14 protein-coding genes are annotated in these 17,050 nt (G+C 52.0%); 12 read left to right on the forward strand and 2 right to left on the reverse strand.

Translation table 11 applies throughout. The features are described 5' to 3' along the window. Window positions 1–347 precede the first annotated feature (347 nt). From yfbV to AB8809_RS07335, 4 genes are all read left to right on the forward strand, one after another. The gene (gene yfbV / locus AB8809_RS07320; RefSeq protein ID WP_320703712.1) at window positions 348–803 is read left to right on the forward strand and encodes a terminus macrodomain insulation protein YfbV; all 456 of its coding nucleotides are present in this window, start codon (window positions 348–350) and stop codon (window positions 801–803) included. A 165-nt stretch (window positions 804–968) separates the two neighbouring features. Next, window positions 969–1,463: a YfbU family protein gene (locus AB8809_RS07325; RefSeq protein WP_010295396.1), complete on the forward strand. Its 495-nt coding sequence runs from the start codon at window positions 969–971 to the stop codon at window positions 1,461–1,463. A 21-nt stretch (window positions 1,464–1,484) separates the two neighbouring features. Further along, a complete protein-coding gene (locus AB8809_RS07330; RefSeq protein WP_043881802.1) occupies window positions 1,485–2,141 on the forward strand; it encodes a sugar phosphatase in 657 nt (218 codons plus the stop codon). A gap of 176 nt (window positions 2,142–2,317) precedes the next feature. Beyond that, window positions 2,318–4,150: an SLC13 family permease gene (locus tag AB8809_RS07335; protein ID WP_043881801.1), complete on the forward strand. Its 1,833-nt coding sequence runs from the start codon at window positions 2,318–2,320 to the stop codon at window positions 4,148–4,150. A gap of 29 nt (window positions 4,151–4,179) precedes the next feature. Here the strand turns inward: AB8809_RS07335 and yfbR are convergent, their stop codons facing one another. Next, window positions 4,180–4,779 (reverse strand): 5'-deoxynucleotidase, encoded by a 600-nt coding sequence (gene yfbR / locus AB8809_RS07340; RefSeq protein WP_015840969.1) that lies wholly within the window; start codon window positions 4,777–4,779, stop codon window positions 4,180–4,182. Between the two features lie 144 nt (window positions 4,780–4,923). After that, entirely contained in the window at window positions 4,924–6,138 is a 1,215-nt protein-coding gene (locus AB8809_RS07345) for a pyridoxal phosphate-dependent aminotransferase (protein WP_014916029.1), read from the reverse strand. A gap of 501 nt (window positions 6,139–6,639) precedes the next feature. Between AB8809_RS07345 and lrhA the strand changes: the two genes are divergently transcribed. The 8 genes from lrhA (at window position 6,640) to nuoH (ending at window position 17,048) form a co-directional block, all read left to right on the forward strand. Then, window positions 6,640–7,590, forward strand: a complete 951-nt coding sequence (lrhA, locus tag AB8809_RS07350; protein ID WP_015840968.1) for a transcriptional regulator LrhA — start codon at window positions 6,640–6,642, stop codon at window positions 7,588–7,590. Window positions 7,591–8,267: 677 nt separating this feature from the next. Next, window positions 8,268–8,708 carry an NADH-quinone oxidoreductase subunit A gene (locus tag AB8809_RS07355; RefSeq protein ID WP_015840967.1) on the forward strand — a complete coding sequence of 147 codons (441 nt, stop codon included), beginning with the start codon at window positions 8,268–8,270 and terminating at the stop codon, window positions 8,706–8,708. 17 nt (window positions 8,709–8,725) lie between these two features. Continuing rightward, window positions 8,726–9,400, forward strand: coding sequence for an NADH-quinone oxidoreductase subunit B family protein (locus AB8809_RS07360; protein WP_005969846.1), 675 nt, complete (start codon window positions 8,726–8,728; stop codon window positions 9,398–9,400). Window positions 9,401–9,498: 98 nt separating this feature from the next. Then, window positions 9,499–11,298, forward strand: coding sequence for an NADH-quinone oxidoreductase subunit C/D (gene nuoC / locus AB8809_RS07365; protein WP_015840966.1), 1,800 nt, complete (start codon window positions 9,499–9,501; stop codon window positions 11,296–11,298). Window positions 11,299–11,300: 2 nt separating this feature from the next. After that, on the forward strand, window positions 11,301–11,816 hold the full coding sequence (nuoE, locus tag AB8809_RS07370) for an NADH-quinone oxidoreductase subunit NuoE (protein ID WP_015840965.1): 516 nt from the start codon (window positions 11,301–11,303) through the stop codon (window positions 11,814–11,816). After that, the gene (gene nuoF / locus AB8809_RS07375) at window positions 11,813–13,162 is read left to right on the forward strand and encodes an NADH-quinone oxidoreductase subunit NuoF (RefSeq protein ID WP_180777642.1); all 1,350 of its coding nucleotides are present in this window, start codon (window positions 11,813–11,815) and stop codon (window positions 13,160–13,162) included. The genes nuoE and nuoF overlap by 4 nt, the downstream gene beginning before the upstream one ends. A 188-nt stretch (window positions 13,163–13,350) precedes the next feature. Beyond that, complete coding sequence (gene nuoG, locus AB8809_RS07380; RefSeq protein ID WP_349855770.1) at window positions 13,351–16,077, forward strand: NADH-quinone oxidoreductase subunit NuoG; 2,727 nt, start codon at window positions 13,351–13,353, stop codon at window positions 16,075–16,077. Beyond that, window positions 16,074–17,048 carry an NADH-quinone oxidoreductase subunit NuoH gene (nuoH, locus tag AB8809_RS07385; RefSeq protein WP_015840962.1) on the forward strand — a complete coding sequence of 325 codons (975 nt, stop codon included), beginning with the start codon at window positions 16,074–16,076 and terminating at the stop codon, window positions 17,046–17,048. Before nuoG ends, nuoH begins: the two co-directional genes overlap by 4 nt. Window positions 17,049–17,050: the final 2 nt, after the last annotated feature.

Raw genomic sequence — 17,050 nt, forward strand, 5'->3', positions numbered from 1 at the left:
GACACAATGGTGAAATAGGGTCGATACTATGACGTATGTTATATCGGGTAATCGTTACAACAATTAATCGCTATAACTCATCTTTACAACAACGTGACATCGACCTGATGTAAACCGCAGCTTTTAAAGCGATGAATAACCGCGTTATGGCCGTTGGCTGCGCTTGTGTCGCAAGGGAATTATACTCCTTGCGTGTAGTCATACTACTTTAGGTATACAGCGGCCAAAAGGCCGATCTAGGATACCGATAGCGTAGAGTAAACACAAAATATATTTTAACCTTATCAACTTGAGTTGTTGATTTGTGCAAAAGTTTTATTTTTTATCTGTAAAGTTGAGGTGTGGCTATGGCGACGAAACCAGACAGTAGAATCAGTTGGCTACAGCTACTCCAACGTGGGCAGCATTACATGAAAACGTGGCCAGTAGAAAAGCAGCTGGCGCCAGTCTTTCCTGAAAACCGTGTAGCGCGAGCGACGCGGTTTGGCATCCGCATCATGCCGCCGCTGGCGGTGTTTACCTTAACATGGCAGATTGCGCTCGGCGGCCAGCTCGGCCCGGCCATTGCCACTGCGCTGTTTGCCTGTAGCCTGCCGTTGCAAGGCCTTTGGTGGCTTGGCCGCCGTTCCGTGACGCCTTTACCGCCGACGCTGGCACAGTGGTTCCATGAGATTCGTCATAAGCTGCTAGAGTCAGGTCAGGCATTGGCCCCATTGGAAGAAGCGCCGACTTACCAATCATTGGCAGATGTGCTGAAGCGGGCATTTAGCCAGCTTGATAAAACCTTCCTTGATGATTTGTGATCGGCGTCAGGCTGTGTGAGGGTTGATAGCTATTTTGTTCTTTCCCCTGTTTCAAATCAAAGAAGCGGTGGCTACCGCTATCGTGACACGATTCAGTATGCGATTCTGCGGTTAATACCTATTTAGCGACATTGGCTTACACCAAAGAGGGTTCAGGAGAGCAACATGGAAATGACGAATGCCCAGAGATTGATCCTTTCAAACCAATACAAAATGATGACGATGCTCGATCCTGACAACGCCGAGCGCTATCGCCGGTTACAAACGATCATTGAGCGTGGTTATGGTTTGCAGATGCGCGAGCTGGATCGTGAATTTGGTGAACTGACCGAAGAAGTCTGCCGCACTATTATTAACATCATGGAAATGCACCACGCTCTTCAGGTGTCGTGGACCAATCTGAAAGATAAGCAGGATTTGGATGAACGACGTCTGACCTTCCTGGGCTTTGATGCCGCAACGGAAGCGCGCTACCTCGGTTTTGTACGCTTTATGGTACATGTCGAAGGTCGCTATCCCCACTTTGATGCAGGCACGCATGGGTTTAACGCGCAGACGAAGATGTGGGAAAAATACAACAGAATGCTGGCTGTCTGGCAATCCTGCCCGCGCCAGTATCACTTGAGTGCGGTGGAGATCGCACAGATCATCAACGCCTGATTAATGAATAAGGGGCTTTCTGTGGAGTGTAAAGGTTTTCTGTTCGACCTCGATGGTACGCTGGTCGATTCACTGCCGGCTGTAGAACGTGCGTGGATTAACTGGGCAAAAGATCACGGTATTGAACCACAGGAAGTGCTGGATTTTATTCATGGCAAGCAGGCAATCACGTCCCTGCGCCACTTTCTTCAAGGGCAGAGCGAAGAAACGATTCAACAGGAGTTCGATGCGCTGGAGAAAACCGAGGCCTCTGATACGCAGGGTATTGTAGCTATGCCAGGGGCGAAGGCGCTGTTGGAGCGTTTGGATGCACTGGATATTCCCTGGGCGATTGTGACGTCCGGCACAGTGCCGATTGCCAGCGCACGTCATCATCGCGGAGAGCTACCTGCTCCTCGTGCCTTTATTACGGCGGAGCAGGTTGCCAAAGGTAAGCCTCACCCCGATGCTTACTTACTTGGCGCACAGCAGCTAGGGCTGAAACCGGAAGAGTGTGTTGTCGTTGAAGATGCGCCAGCGGGCGTGCTGTCAGGTCTGGCCGCGGGCTGTAAAGTCATTGCGGTGAAGGCGCCAGCGGATACGCCAAAGCTGGATCAGGTCGATCTGATCCTTGATTCGTTGGAGCAGATAGAAATAGAACCCTTACCGAACGGTGCTAAGGTGCTTCTGCGCCAGTAGGCGTCTGTAACATAATGACAAAACTGTGACTAAATATGATCAAACCTCGCATCCGCGAGGTTTTTTTATGGCAGACTATACCCGTTATACTTCAAGCTGCCTGTGCGTTGGCTCCCCTTTTCAGGGTATGCGAACCCACACCTCTCAACATGCATTTTTCCGTCAGGGGAACCGTTTTGAATAGCGAACTTCTCTGGGTTTTATCCCTGTTGCTGATCGCCATTGTGTTGTTTACCACCAATAAATTACGCATGGACGTCGTAGCGCTGTTGGTCATCATCGCGTTTGTTCTGAGCGGCACGCTGACGCTATCTGAAGCGCTGGTCGGGTTCAGCGATCCGAATGTGATATTGATTGCTGCCCTGTTTGTGATTGGTGAGGGCTTGGTTCGTACCGGTGTGGCTTATCAGGTCGGTGATTGGCTGGTTCGTGTGGCGGGCAGCGGTGAGATGAAAATGCTGATCTTGCTGATGGTCACCGTTGCGCTGCTAGGTGCTTTCATGAGTTCCACCGGCGTTGTCGCGATTTTTATTCCCGTGGTGCTGAGCGTTTCCGCACGGATGAAGATTTCCCCCGGAAGGCTAATGATGCCGCTGAGTTTCGCCGGGTTGATTAGCGGCATGATGACGCTGGTGGCGACGCCGCCGAATATGGTGGTGAGCAGTGAACTGATGCGCGAAGGGGTGGCAGGTTTTGGGTTCTTTAGCGTGACGCCGATAGGGATAGTGGTATTGCTGCTGGGCGTGGCGTATATGATGGTGGCGCGCTACTGGCTTGGCGGCGCGGAGACAGCGACAGCAAAAGAGATGTGGAAGAGAAGAACGTTCCGCGATCTGATTCGTGATTATCGTCTGACGGGCAGGGCGCGCCGGCTGGCGATTCGTCCGGGATCGCCTTTTATCGGCCACCGTCTGGATGATTTACGCCTGCGTCAGCGCTTCGGGGCGAACGTGGTGGGGATTGAACGCTGGCGTAAGTTTCGCCGCGTGATGATCAGCGTAGCGGGCAATACCGAGCTTCGCCTGAACGATGTTCTCCTGATCGACATGTCTGCATCGGAAGTGGATTTACGTGAGTTTTGTACCGCTCAACGGCTTGAACCCATGGTGCTGCGCGGTGAATATTTTTCTGAACAGGCGCGTGACGTGGGGATGGCGGAAGTCTCGTTGATTCCTGATTCCGAACTGTTGGGGAAAACGCTGTACGATGTCGGCTTCCGAAGCCGTTATGGTCTGAGTGTCGTGGGGATCCGCCGGGCAGGTGAAGCGATGGAAGGTATCCTCGCCGATGAACCGCTCCAGCTCGGCGATATTCTGCTGGTGATGGGCGACTGGCGTATGATTCGGCAGTTGCACACGCAGAAAAACGACTTCCTTTTGCTTAATCTTCCTGCCGAGGTTGATGACGTCGCACCCGCGGTAAGTCAGGCTCCACATGCGCTGTTTTGTCTGGCATTGATGGTAGCGATGATGTTGACGGATGAAATACCGAATGCGGTTGCCGCGTTGATCGCCTGTTTACTGATGGGTAAATTCCGCTGTATTGACATGGAAAGCGCCTACCGGGCGATTCACTGGCCGAGCATTATTCTTATCGTCGGGATGATGCCGTTTGCGCTGGCGTTGCAGCAAACTGGCGGTGTTACGCTGATCGTTAAAGGGCTGATGGATGTTGCCGGGGACGCAGGGCCGCATGTGATGCTGGTATGTTTGTTTGTGCTGTGTGCCGTCATTGGCCTGTTTATTTCCAACACGGCGACGGCGGTGTTGATGGCGCCCATTGCGATCGCCGCAGCGAAGCAGATGGGCGTGTCACCGTATCCCTTTGCGATGATCATCGCAATTGCGGCATCCGCCGCGTTTATGACACCGGTCTCGTCACCGGTGAATACGCTGGTACTGGGGCCTGGCGGTTATAAATTCGGGGACTTTGTACGCGTTGGCGTCCCCTTTACCGTTCTGGTGATGCTGGTCAGCGTAGTGATGGTGCCATGGCTGTATCCGTTCTGACGACCTCTGACCGTTATAGCGGATGCGCGTTATAACGGAGAGTCTTGGCTGATTTCGTCGAGCGACAGGCTAAAGCTGGGAACGAAGACCGTCATGAAATAGTCCATTTCCGGGCTGTGGCGCAGCTGCAATGTTTTTTCCAACCGCGCTTTGGCCAGCGTGAACTCTGCATTTCCTGCGGATAACTCTTCCAGACACTTCAGGTAGGCGCAGAGCGCGTCGGCCTGCTTAACGATGGCGCGTTCTTCTTCGCTGGTGTAGCTGTCGTCCAGCAGCATCCGATAATCCTGCTGGAGTTCTTCCGGTAACATCTCAACCAGTTTCTGCTGCGCAATCTTCTCTATTTTCTTGTACTCATGCGCGATCTGCGCGTTGTAGTACTTGATTGGCGTCGGCATGTCGCCGGTCAGCACCTCGCTGGCATCGTGATACATCGCCAGAAGCGCGATGCGTTCTGCGTTCAGGTTACCCTCGAATTTGCGGTTTTTGATGACCGCCAGCGCGTGCGCGACAAACGCAACCTGAAGGCTGTGCTCGGAGACGTTTTCCGTGCGCACATTACGCATGAGCGGCCAGCGGCTGATGAGTTTTAGACGAGATAAGTGGGCGAAAAAGTGGCTCTGATTCATGGCGATCTCTCAGACAACAGCACGGTGAAATAGCGATATCGTGGGCGTCTATTGTGAGGATTTGCCGGAGATTATGCAAATGAAGGTCAGGTTTTCGCCGGGCGATGATTGCCCGGCGAAGACAGGTACAACAATTGGGTCGGGTTACTGGTGATAGTGCCCCAAGAAACGCCCTAATTTGTGGATTGCCATATCCAGCTCATCGATACGCGGCAGCGTGACGATGCGAACATGGTCTGGGTAAGGCCAGTTAAATGCGGTTCCCTGAACCAGCAACACTTTTTCCTGTAGCAGGAGATCCAGCACCAGTTTTTGGTCGTCATGGATATTAAAGCGTTTGGCATCAATGCGTGGGAACATATACAGCGCGCCGCGCGGTTTTACGCACGATACGCCGGGAATCTGATTGATCAGTTCCCAGGAACGGTTGCGTTGCTCGTACAGGCGTCCGCCGGGCTGAATAAATTCGCTGATGCTTTGATAGCCGCCCAGCGCAGTCTGAATCGCATGCTGCATTGGCACGTTAGCGCACAGACGCATGGAAGCCAGCATTTCCAGCCCTTCAATATAGCCTTTGGCGTGTTTTTTCGGACCGTTCAGTACCATCCAGCCTTGACGGAAACCCGCTACACGGTACGTCTTGGACAGGCCGTTGAACGTGACCGTCAGCAGATCCGGCGCGAGCGCGGCAATAGAGTGATGCTGCGCATCGTCATACAGAATTTTGTCGTAAATTTCGTCGGCGAAGATGATCAGGTTATGTTCGCGTGCAATCGCCACGATATCCAGCAGCAGCTCTTTGCTGTAGACCGCGCCCGTTGGATTGTTCGGGTTGATAATGACAATACCGCGAGTATTGGACGTGATCTTTTTCCGGATATCATCCAGGTCAGGGAACCAATCGGAGGACTCATCGCAGAGGTAGTGAACGGCGTTGCCGTTAGACAGAGAAACGGCTGCGGTCCAAAGTGGGTAGTCTGGCGCAGGAACCAGCATTTCATCGCCTGGGTTCAGCAGTGCCTGCATGGATTGCACGATGAGCTCGGACACACCGTTACCAATATAGACGTCTTCAACCGTAATATCGCGCATATCCCGCGCCTGATAATGCTGAACGATGGCTTTACGGGCGGAATAGAGGCCTTTGGAATCACAGTAGCCCTGTGCCGTGGGCAGGTTACGGATGACATCGACCAGAATCTCGTCCGGTGCCTCGAAGCCAAAAGGGGCTGGGTTACCAATATTCAGCTTAAGGACTTTATTACCTTCTTCTTCAAGCCGTTTGGCTTCCTTTAAGACTGGGCCACGGATGTCATAGCATACGTTCTCCAGTTTCTTGGATTTTTCAATCGGAGACATAAATAGTACGAACCTTCTGCAGAGAGCGCATATTCCCATACGGAATAGCATAACCTGCTTAATGTACTCCTCCTGTAGTACCTTTTGAAGAATGATTATCGCTTTTGCTGCAAATGGTTGCGCATCTGCACTATATGGTTGTGTACTCGTTGGATGGTGCGATATGGTAGGGGTGCGGACGACTATTCATGCCGCACTTTTTTAGCGCCAGAATAGGGTGACAGGGAAGGCTCGTTTATTTAAATGTGAAGCGTATTTATTTCGCAGGATGAAATAAAGAGAAAGTGTCGTTGTTATTGAATGAAGGATTAAGACTGGTGAGCCATTTAATTAGTGATGTCTTACCAATGGAAAGGCGATAGGGGTAACGAAATATAAGTATTTTTTTGCCCTTATCGTGCGTCTGCGATAGTGTCTTTAAATGTATCGGTCATTACCTGTACATGTAATAAAACACCAGGAATATTTTGTTAAAATTAAAATAGATAAGTGAAAAATCGTATGACCAGTGTAAATCGACCAGTACTTAATCTCGATCTTGATTTACTGAGGACGTTTGTTGCCGTTGCAGATTTAAATACATTTGCAGCGGCGGCGACCGCAGTCAATCGGACTCAATCGGCTGTCAGCCAGCAGATGCAGCGGCTGGAGCAACTCATCGGAAAGGAGCTTTTTGCCCGGCACGGGCGTAATAAATTGCTGACCGAACACGGCATACAGTTTTTGGGTTATGCCAGAAAAATATTACAATTCAATGATGAAGCCTGTATTTCATTAATGTACAGCGATATTCAGGGAACGCTGACCATCGGGGCGTCTGACGATACGGCAGACACCATCCTTCCTTATATTTTGCACCGGGTGACATCGGTATTTCCTAAGCTCTCCGTCAATGTCAGCGTAAAACGCAGCGCTGAAATGATGGATATGCTGAATCAAGGGAAAATAGATTTGGTCATTACCACAATGAACGGTGTGGTGTTTCCTCATGTGTTATTACGGAGTTCTCCGACGCTATGGTATTGCGCGGCGGATTATCAGTTCCGATCGCAAGAACCGGTACCCTTGGTTGTTTTGGATGAGCCAAGCCCTTTCCGTTCCTTGGCGACGCAGCAGCTGACGGCCGCAGGGATTCCCTGGAGAATCGCCTACGTGGCTTCAACGCTATCTGCTGTGCGAGCCGCGGTGAAGGCTGGCATGGGTATCACCGTGCGCTCGGTGGAAATGATGAGCCCGGAACTGCGTGTGTTGGGCGAAGAGGAAGGGTTGCCGAGATTGCCTGAAACACGTTATTTCCTCTGCCAGAACCCTAACCAGGAGAACGAACTGGCGACGGCAATTTTCAATGTGATTGAATCAGGGAAGCCCTCTCACATTACGCCAGTCAGCATGCTAGCAAATAGCACGAATGAAGCGTTGTCTTCCGATCCGTCGCTGAAGGACGCGATCTAATCGTAATGGGTAGTTAACTATCATTCGGGGAGAGTAAGGATGCACCCCGAATGATGATGATTTATGACTAAGGTGTTAAACCCGCATCGGTAGAGCCCCATTGCTCTGATTTCTTCAGTCCGACCCCTCTTTGCATTTTCCATTTCACATCAACAGGCTAGGCGCAGCGAGATTCACGGTTATCTCTAATTTATAAAACGCCGGTTCTATTTTTTTAAAATTATGTTATGGAAAATGACGTCCAGTCTTGTCCAGCATCATCTTGATTTTTTTACTAACTAAATTGGTAAAAATGTGTGCTGGATCAAAAAATACCCCTAATAACCACATGGGGGAACAGGCATTTTCTGTGAAAATGGTATAGTGACGCAGTGAATTTGCTTCCTGTGTTGCTGCTCGCTGGTTAACCGACAAAAGGACTGACTCGATTTAGCTATGGGTGAGGACACAAAATGTTAACAAAACAGCGTGCATGTAAAGTAATGTACTGTTATTTTTAGTAAGGTTGAAAAAAAGGTTACAAATTTAGGGGCTCAACCATACCAAGCAAGGCTTACCTGATACGTTTCCGTGCTTTTTTGTGGTTATTAATCCTTCCTTTTAATCGATGTGGCGCATTAACTGCCGATAATAGAGCAGGGATGTTACCCGCCACTTTTGATGAGTAAGCAAAGAGAATGTCAACAACTACTGAAATCCTCGCCCATCATTGGGCATTTGGGCTATTCCTTATCATTGCCGTAGGCCTTTGCGTCTTCATGCTGACCGGTGGATTCTTGCTGGGGGGGAGAGCCAGAGCCAGAGCTAAAAACGTACCTTATGAATCCGGGATCGACTCAGTGGGTTCAGCGCGGTTACGCCTGTCTGCTAAATTTTATCTTGTCGCTATGTTCTTCGTTATCTTCGACGTTGAAGCCCTCTATCTCTACGCTTGGGCTGTGTCTATCAAAGAAAGCGGCTGGATTGGCTTCATTGAAGCAACCATTTTCATTTTGGTGCTGTTGGCTGGTTTGATTTATCTGGTACGCGTTGGGGCACTTGACTGGACCCCGGTACGTTCCAAGAGACAAGTCGTTAAATCAGACATCATCAACACTACCAACACTCATCCGCAGTAACAGCGAGGCATTTTAAGATGGACTATACGCTCACCCGCATAGAGCCGGACGGTGAGAATGACCGTTATCCCCTGCAACGTCAGGAGATCGTTTCCGACCCTCTGGAGCAACATGTTCACCGCAGTGTCTACATGGGCAAACTGGAACATGCGTTACACGATACGGTGAACTGGGGGCGTCAGAACTCCCTGTGGCCGTACAACTTCGGCCTTTCCTGTTGCTACGTAGAAATGGTGACGTCATTTACGGCGGTTCATGACGTGGCGCGTTTTGGTGCTGAGGTTCTGCGTGCATCGCCACGTCAGGCTGACTTCATGGTCGTAGCGGGAACCTGTTTTACCAAAATGGCCCCCGTTATTCAGCGTCTGTACGAGCAAATGCTTGAGCCTAAATGGGTTATCTCCATGGGCGCCTGTGCAAACTCCGGTGGTATGTACGATATCTATTCCGTCGTTCAGGGCGTAGATAAATTCCTGCCTGTTGATGTGTATATTCCAGGCTGCCCTCCGCGTCCTGAAGCCTACATGCAAGCGCTGTTGCTGCTGAAAGAATCCATCGGTAAAGAACGCCGCCCTCTGTCATGGGTGGTAGGTGAACAGGGCGTTTACCGTGCCAATATGCAATCTGAGCGTGAACGCAAACGCGGCGAGCGAATCGCTGTGACCAACCTGCGCTCGCCTGATGAGATTTGACCTGTAGATGATAAACCCGGTGACCGTGTAATACCCCGATAATAGTGTGCGGTCATTATCAGATACAGAAATAGCACATTTAATGTGGTGACATATTTATGACAGATTTAACGACACACGATCTCGCTCAGCCAGGCTGGCAAACCCGCGATCACCTTGACGATCCGGTCGTTGGCGAGCTGTGTAACCGTTTTGGACCAGATGCATTTACTGTACAAGCAACCCGCACAGGTATTCCCGTTGTGTGGGTCAAACGTGAGCAATTACTGGACGTTGTCGCATTCCTGAAAAAACAGCCAAAGCCTTATGTTATGCTGTTTGACCTGCACGGTATGGATGAGCGTTTGCGCACCCACCGTGAAGGCTTACCTGCCGCCGACTACTCCGTCTTTTATCACATCATTTCCATCGAGCGTAACCGCGACATCATGCTGAAAGTCGCGTTGGCCGAGAGCGATCTGCACGTACCGACCGTGACCAAACTGTTCCCGAATGCCAACTGGTATGAGCGTGAAACGTGGGAAATGTTTGGTATTACGTTTAACGGCCACCCGCACCTGACGCGCATCATGATGCCGCATACGTGGGAAGGGCACCCGTTGCGTAAAGATTATCCAGCGCGTGCGACCGAATTCGATCCTTTCGTGCTGACCAAGCAGAAAGAAGATCTGGAAATGGAATCGCTGACGTTCAAACCGGAAGAGTGGGGAATGAAGCGCGGCACTGAAAATGAGGACTTCATGTTCCTCAACCTCGGTCCAAACCACCCGTCTTCACACGGTGCTTTCCGTATTATCCTGCAGTTGGATGGCGAAGAAATCGTCGACTGCGTGCCTGACGTGGGTTACCACCATCGCGGCGCGGAGAAAATGGGCGAACGCCAGTCCTGGCACAGCTACATCCCTTATACCGACCGTATTGAATACCTCGGCGGCTGCGTTAACGAAATGCCGTATGTGCTTGCCGTAGAAAAATTGGCGGGCATTGAGGTACCTGATCGCGTCAAAACGATTCGCGTGATGTTGTCTGAGCTGTTCCGCATTAATAGCCACCTGCTGTATATCAGTACCTATATTCAGGACGTTGGTGCGATGACACCGGTGTTCTTTGCGTTTACTGACCGCCAGAAAATTTACGATTTAGTTGAAGCGATTACCGGCTTCCGTATGCACCCTGCCTGGTTCCGCATCGGCGGGGTGGCGCACGATCTGCCACGCGGTTGGGAGCGTCTGCTGCGTGAATTCCTCGACTGGATGCCGAGTCGCCTGGATACCTATGTTAAGGCTGCATTGCAGAACACTATCCTGAAAGGCCGTACTCAGGGCGTTGCCGCTTACAATGCAAAAGAAGCGTTGGATTGGGGCGTAACCGGTGCGGGTCTGCGTGCGACAGGTATTGGTTTTGACGTGCGCAAATGGCGTCCGTATTCCGGCTATGAAAACTTCGACTTTGAAGTGCCTGTCGGCGACGGCATCAGCGATTGCTATAGCCGCGTGATGCTGAAGGTTGAAGAGCTGCGCCAAAGCCTGCGTATTCTGGATCAGTGCCTCAAGAACATGCCGGAAGGGCCGTTCAAAGCGGATCACCCGCTGACGACGCCGCCGCCAAAAGAGCGCACATTGCAGCATATCGATACGCTGATTAACCACTTCCTTCAGGTTTCCTGGGGTCCGGTTATGCCTGCCAATGAATCATTCCAGATGGTTGAGGCAACAAAGGGCATCAACAGCTATTACCTGACCAGTGACGGCGGCACGATGAGCTACCGTACCCGTATTCGCACGCCGAGCTATGCGCATCTGCAACAGATTCCTTCTGTTATTCGCGGATGTCTGGTATCCGATCTGATCGTTTACCTCGGCAGTATTGATTTCGTTATGTCAGATGTGGACCGCTAATTATGCCTGATCACAATATTTCTGAACGCAACATTTCTGATAACAACGTTTTTGTGTTGAGCGACGCCGAGCGTGACGCGATTGAACACGAAAAACATCATTATGAAGATGCGCGCGCGGCGTCCATTGAAGCACTGAAAATTGTGCAGAAAGAACGCGGCTGGGTACCGGATGGTGCGATCAACGCGATTGCCGATGTGCTGGGCATTCCAGCCAGTGACGTGGAAGGCGTAGCGACATTCTATAGCCAAATTTATCGTCAGCCGGTTGGGCGCCACATCATTCGCTATTGCGACAGCGTCGTGTGCCACATCAATGGCTATCAGGGCGTTCAGGCTGCGCTTGAGCGTAAGCTCAGCATCAAACCGGGACAGACAACGTTCGATGGACGTTTCACGCTGTTGCCGACCTGCTGCCTGGGGAACTGTGACAAGGGGCCGTCAATGATGATTGACGACGATACCCATAGCCATGTGACGCCGGAAGGAATTGAATCGTTATTGGAGCAGTATCAATGAGTAAAAACATTGTTCTGACTGCTGAGCAGCATCCTCTGACCTGGCGTTTACGCGCAGACAAACAGCCAGTATGGCTGGATGAATATCGCAGCAAAAACGGCTATGTCGCGGCGCAAAAAGCGTTAACCGGCATGGCGCAGGATGAAGTGGTCTCACTGGTTAAAGACGCTGGCCTGAAAGGGCGTGGCGGCGCGGGCTTTTCGACAGGCTTGAAGTGGAGCCTGATGCCGAAAGACGAAAGCATGAACATCCGCTACCTGCTGTGTAACGCGGATGAGATGGAGCCAGGGACTTATAAAGACCGCCTGCTGATGGAGCAAGAGCCCCATCTGCTGGTTGAAGGTATGTTGATCAGCGCGTTTGCGCTGAAAGCCTACCGCGGTTACATCTTCCTGCGTGGTGAATACATCGAAGCTGCCGTCCACCTGCGTCGGGCAATCGAAGAAGCGAAAGCCGCTGGCCTGCTGGGCAAGAATATTCTGGGTAGCGGGTTTGATTTCGAGCTGTTCGTGCACACAGGCGCAGGGCGTTATATCTGCGGTGAAGAAACGGCACTGATTAACTCGCTGGAAGGCCGTCGTGCCAACCCTCGTTCGAAGCCGCCATTCCCGGCGTCTGCGGGTGTTTGGGGTAAACCGACCTGCGTCAACAACGTGGAAACGCTGTGTAACGTACCGGCGATTATCGAACACGGTGCGGCGTGGTATCAGGGCTTGTCTGCGGGTAAAAGTAAAGATGCCGGCACGAAACTGATGGGCTTCTCTGGGCGCGTCAAGAATCCGGGCCTGTGGGAACTGCCGTTCGGCACCACGGCGCGTGAAATTCTGGAAGACTACGCGGGCGGTATGCGCGATGGTCTGAAACTGAAAGCCTGGCAACCGGGCGGCGCAGGGACGGATTTCCTGACGGAAAACCATCTCGATCTGCCGATGGATTTTGAGCACATTGCGAAAGCTGGTAGCCGTATGGGTACGGCGCTGGCGATGGCTGTCGATCACGAAATCAATATGGTTTCGCTGACGCGCAATCTGGAAGAGTTCTTCGCCCGTGAATCCTGTGGCTGGTGTACGCCGTGCCGCGATGGTTTGCCGTGGAGCGTGAAGATTCTGCGTGCGCTGGAAAATGGTGAAGGCCAGCCTGGCGATATCGAAACGCTGGAACAGCTTTGCCGTTTCCTCGGACCGGGTAACACCTTCTGTGCGCATGCGCCGGGTGCGGTCGAACCGCTGCAAAGTGCCATCAAGTATTTCCGGGAAGAATTCGAAGCGGGTATCTCTAAACAGTATTTAGGCAACGTCAAAGCGATTGGCGGTATTCAGCCTAACCTGTTGAAAGAGCGCTGGTAAGTTATCGCTCAACATGTGCGAGATGCAGTGAATGTATCCGCAGGGTGGCGCAAATAAGCCACCCTCAATAAACCCAATAGATTTCAGGGCGCAGGTAGCCAACGCATTTGCGATTTGAAAGATGAGGGTATACAGAATTTTTGATTAGCGCTCGTGGCAACACGGGCCATTATGGAAGCATGCTGACTATGGCTACTATTCATGTAGACGGCAAAGAGTATGAAGTAAACGGAGCAGACAACCTTCTGGAAGCTTGCCTGACTCTGGGACTTGATATTCCTTACTTTTGCTGGCACCCCGCGCTCGGGAGCGTCGGATCCTGCCGCCTCTGTGCGGTAAAACAGTATCAAAACGCGGAAGACACCCGCGGTCGTCTGGTGATGTCTTGTATGACACCAGCAACCGAAGGAACGTTCATCGCGATTGAAGATGAAGAAGCGAAACTATTCCGTAAGACGATAGTTGAGTTTCTGATGACCAACCACCCGCACGATTGCCCAGTGTGTGAGGAAGGCGGTAACTGTCATTTGCAGGATATGACGGTCATGACGGGGCAGAACTTCCGTCGTTATCGCTTCACCAAGCGTACTCACCGCAATCAGGATCTCGGCCCATTCATTTCTCATGAAATGAACCGCTGTATCGCGTGTTATCGCTGCGTGCGTTACTACAAAGACTATGCGGATGGCAAAGATCTCGGCGTTTACGGCGCGCATGACAACGTCTATTTCGGTCGCCCGGAAGATGGCACGCTGGAAAGCGAATTCTCCGGTAACCTGGTTGAAGTGTGTCCTACCGGTGTCTTCACCGATAAAACGCACTCCGAGCGCTATAACCGTAAATGGGATATGCAGTTTGCACCGAGCGTCTGCCAACAGTGCAGCATCGGTTGTAATACCAGCCCCGGTGAACGTTATGGCGAACTGCGTCGTATCGAAAACCGTTTTAACGGTAGTGTAAACCACTATTTCCTGTGTGACCGCGGCCGTTTTGGTTACGGCTATGTTAATCAGAAAGACCGTCCAAACCAGCCGCTGCAACGTCGCGGTGATGATTGGATCGCGCTGAATGCCGATCAGGCTCTGCAAGGTGCGGCGGATGTGCTGCGTCAAGCGAAGAAAACGATCGGTATCGGTTCGCCGCGTGCCAGCATCGAAAGCAACTTCGCTTTGCGTGAGCTGGTAGGGGCAGAGAACTTCTACACCGGTATTGCGCAGGAAGAACAAAATCGTCTGCAACTGATCCTGAAAGTGCTGCGCGAAAGTGGTGTGAGAACGCCAGCGCTGCGTGAAATCGAAGGCTACGATGCGGTTCTGATTCTGGGTGAAGACTTGACGCAGACGGGGGCGCGTATCGCACTGGCCGTTCGTCAAGCCGTTAAAGGCAAAGCCCGTGAAATGGCAGCAGCGCAGAAAGTGGCTGACTGGCAGATCGCGGCGATCATGAACATTGGTCAACACGCCAAGCACCCACTCTTTGTCACTAACGTAGACAGCACTCGTCTGGACGACATCGCAGCATGGAACTACCGTGCGCCAGTTGCCGATCAGGCGCGTCTTGGTTTTGCTATTGCACACGGTCTGGATAGCAGCGCTCCAGCGGTTACCGATCTGGCTGCGGGTCTTGACCAGAAAGTCGATATCATCGTACAGGCGCTGGCCGGTGCGAAAAAACCACTCATCATTTCCGGCACCAATGCTGGCAGTGAAGACGTGATCGCCGCGGCGGCAAACGTTGCTAAGGCGCTGAAGAATCGTGGTTCTGACGTCGGTATTACCTTTGTTGCACCCGCTGCCAACAGCATCGGGCTGTCAATCATGGGTGGTGGTTCGCTGGATGATGCGCTGGCGCAGTTGGAAAACGGCGAAGCCGATAGCGTGGTAGTGCTGGAGAACGATCTCTACCGCCATGCTCCAATTGCTCGCGTTGATGCTGCGCTGGAAAAAGCGGAAAACCTGATTGTGGTTGACCATCAGCGTACTCGCATCATGGACAAGGCCAACATCATTCTGTCCGCTGCCAGCTTCGCTGAAAGCGACGGTACGCTGATTAATCAGGAAGGCCGCGCGCAGCGTTTCTTCCAGGTTTATGATCCAACGTACTACAACGACAAAGTCGTAATGCTGGAAAGCTGGCGCTGGCTGCACTCGCTGTATATCACTTACAACAGCCGTCAGGTTGACTGGACGCAGTTGGATAATGTGATTGATGCGTGTGCTGCGGCACTGCCACAGCTGGCGGCGATCAAAGATGCTGCGCCGGACGCCTCGTTCCGTATTCGCGGTCAGAAACTGTCGCGTTCACCGATTCGCTCCAGTGGTCGTACTGCGATGCGTGCCAATATCAGCGTGCATGAACCGCGCCAGCCCGTCGATAAAGACACCATGTTCGCCTTCTCAATGGAAGGGAACAACAGTCCGACAGCCAATCGTCAGCAGATTCCGTTTGCCTGGGCACCAGGCTGGAACTCACCGCAAGCCTGGAACAAATTTCAGGATGAAGTGGGCGGACATTTGCGTCATGGCGATCCCGGTGTGCGTATGATCGAAGCCGGAGAAGGTTCACTGACATATTTCGACAACATCCCTGCGGCTTTCGTCCCACAAGCGGGTCAATGGCGCGTTGCGCCGTATTATCACCTGTTTGGCAGTGATGAAATGTCACAGCGTTCCGACGTGATTCAGCAGCGTATGCCAGAGCCTTACGTGATGGTAAACCCGGCTGATGCGGCAACGCTGGGTGTGAACGCCGGTACATTGCTGGAGCTGACCTGTGCAGGACAAACGCTACGTCTGCCACTGCGCTTAAGTGCGGAATTGAGTCAGGGACAGGTTGGTTTACCGCTGGGCTTGCCGGGTATTGCACCGGTACTGGCGGGTGCAACCGTTGAAAATCTGCGGGAGGCCGCACAATGAGTTGGTTAACACCGGAATTAACCGAGATTCTGATCACCGTCGGAAAAGCGATCGTGATTCTGCTGGTTGTGGTGACCTGTGGCGCATTCATGAGTATGGGTGAACGTCGACTGCTCGGTCTTTTTCAGGGACGTTATGGACCAAACCGGGTAGGTTGGGGCGGTTCATTACAGCTTGTCGCTGACATGATCAAAATGTTCTTCAAAGAAGACTGGGTGCCGAACTTTACCGATAAGGTGATCTTCACGTTGGCACCGATGATCGCGTTCACGTCAATGCTGATTGCCTTTGCGATTGTGCCGATCACGCCAACCTGGGGTGTCGCCGATCTGAACATCGGGATCCTGTTCTTCCTGATGATGGCGGGTTTAGCGGTTTACGCAGTGCTGTTTGCCGGTTGGGCGAGTAACAACAAATACTCGCTGCTGGGGGCGGTACGTGCTTCTGCACAGACCGTGAGCTACGAAGTGTTCATCGGCCTGTCGCTGATGGGCGTTGTTGCTCAGGCGGGTTCGTTCAACATGCGTGACATCGTCGATTCTCAGGAACACCTGTGGAACGTTATCCCGCAGTTCTTCGGCTTTATTACGTTTGCCATTGCAGGCGTGGCGGTGTGTCACCGTCACCCGTTTGACCAGCCTGAAGCTGAACAGGAAATTGCCGATGGTTACCACATTGAATATTCCGGTATGAAATTCGGTCTGTTCTTTGTCGGGGAATACATCGGGATCGTTACGGTTTCTGCGCTGATGGTGACGCTGTTCTTCGGCGGCTGGCATGGTCCAATCCTACCTCCATTTGTCTGGTTTGCGCTGAAAACGGGCTTTTTCATGATGATGTTCATCCTGATTCGTGCTTCGTTACCCCGTCCGCGTTATGACCAGGTGATGTCTTTCGGTTGGAAAGTCTGTCTGCCGATAACGCTTTTGAATCTGCTGGCGACAGCGGCCGTCATTTTGTACAACGCTTAAGA

Origin of the sequence: Pectobacterium aroidearum (assembly GCF_041228105.1) — a bacterium.
GTDB classification, from domain to species: domain Bacteria; phylum Pseudomonadota; class Gammaproteobacteria; order Enterobacterales; family Enterobacteriaceae; genus Pectobacterium; species Pectobacterium aroidearum.

Coding starts and splice junctions, on each gene's coding strand:
- yfbV (WP_320703712.1), top strand. CDS start 348: ATGGCGACGAAACCAGACAGTAGAATCAGTTGGCTACAGCTACTCCAA.
- AB8809_RS07325 (WP_010295396.1), top strand. CDS start 969: ATGGAAATGACGAATGCCCAGAGATTGATCCTTTCAAACCAATACAAA.
- yfbR (WP_015840969.1), bottom strand. CDS start 4,779: ATGAATCAGAGCCACTTTTTCGCCCACTTATCTCGTCTAAAACTCATC.
- AB8809_RS07345 (WP_014916029.1), bottom strand. CDS start 6,138: ATGTCTCCGATTGAAAAATCCAAGAAACTGGAGAACGTATGCTATGAC.
- lrhA (WP_015840968.1), top strand. CDS start 6,640: ATGACCAGTGTAAATCGACCAGTACTTAATCTCGATCTTGATTTACTG.
- AB8809_RS07355 (WP_015840967.1), top strand. CDS start 8,268: ATGTCAACAACTACTGAAATCCTCGCCCATCATTGGGCATTTGGGCTA.
- AB8809_RS07360 (WP_005969846.1), top strand. CDS start 8,726: ATGGACTATACGCTCACCCGCATAGAGCCGGACGGTGAGAATGACCGT.
- nuoC (WP_015840966.1), top strand. CDS start 9,499: ATGACAGATTTAACGACACACGATCTCGCTCAGCCAGGCTGGCAAACC.
- nuoE (WP_015840965.1), top strand. CDS start 11,301: ATGCCTGATCACAATATTTCTGAACGCAACATTTCTGATAACAACGTT.
- nuoF (WP_180777642.1), top strand. CDS start 11,813: ATGAGTAAAAACATTGTTCTGACTGCTGAGCAGCATCCTCTGACCTGG.
- nuoG (WP_349855770.1), top strand. CDS start 13,351: ATGGCTACTATTCATGTAGACGGCAAAGAGTATGAAGTAAACGGAGCA.
- nuoH (WP_015840962.1), top strand. CDS start 16,074: ATGAGTTGGTTAACACCGGAATTAACCGAGATTCTGATCACCGTCGGA.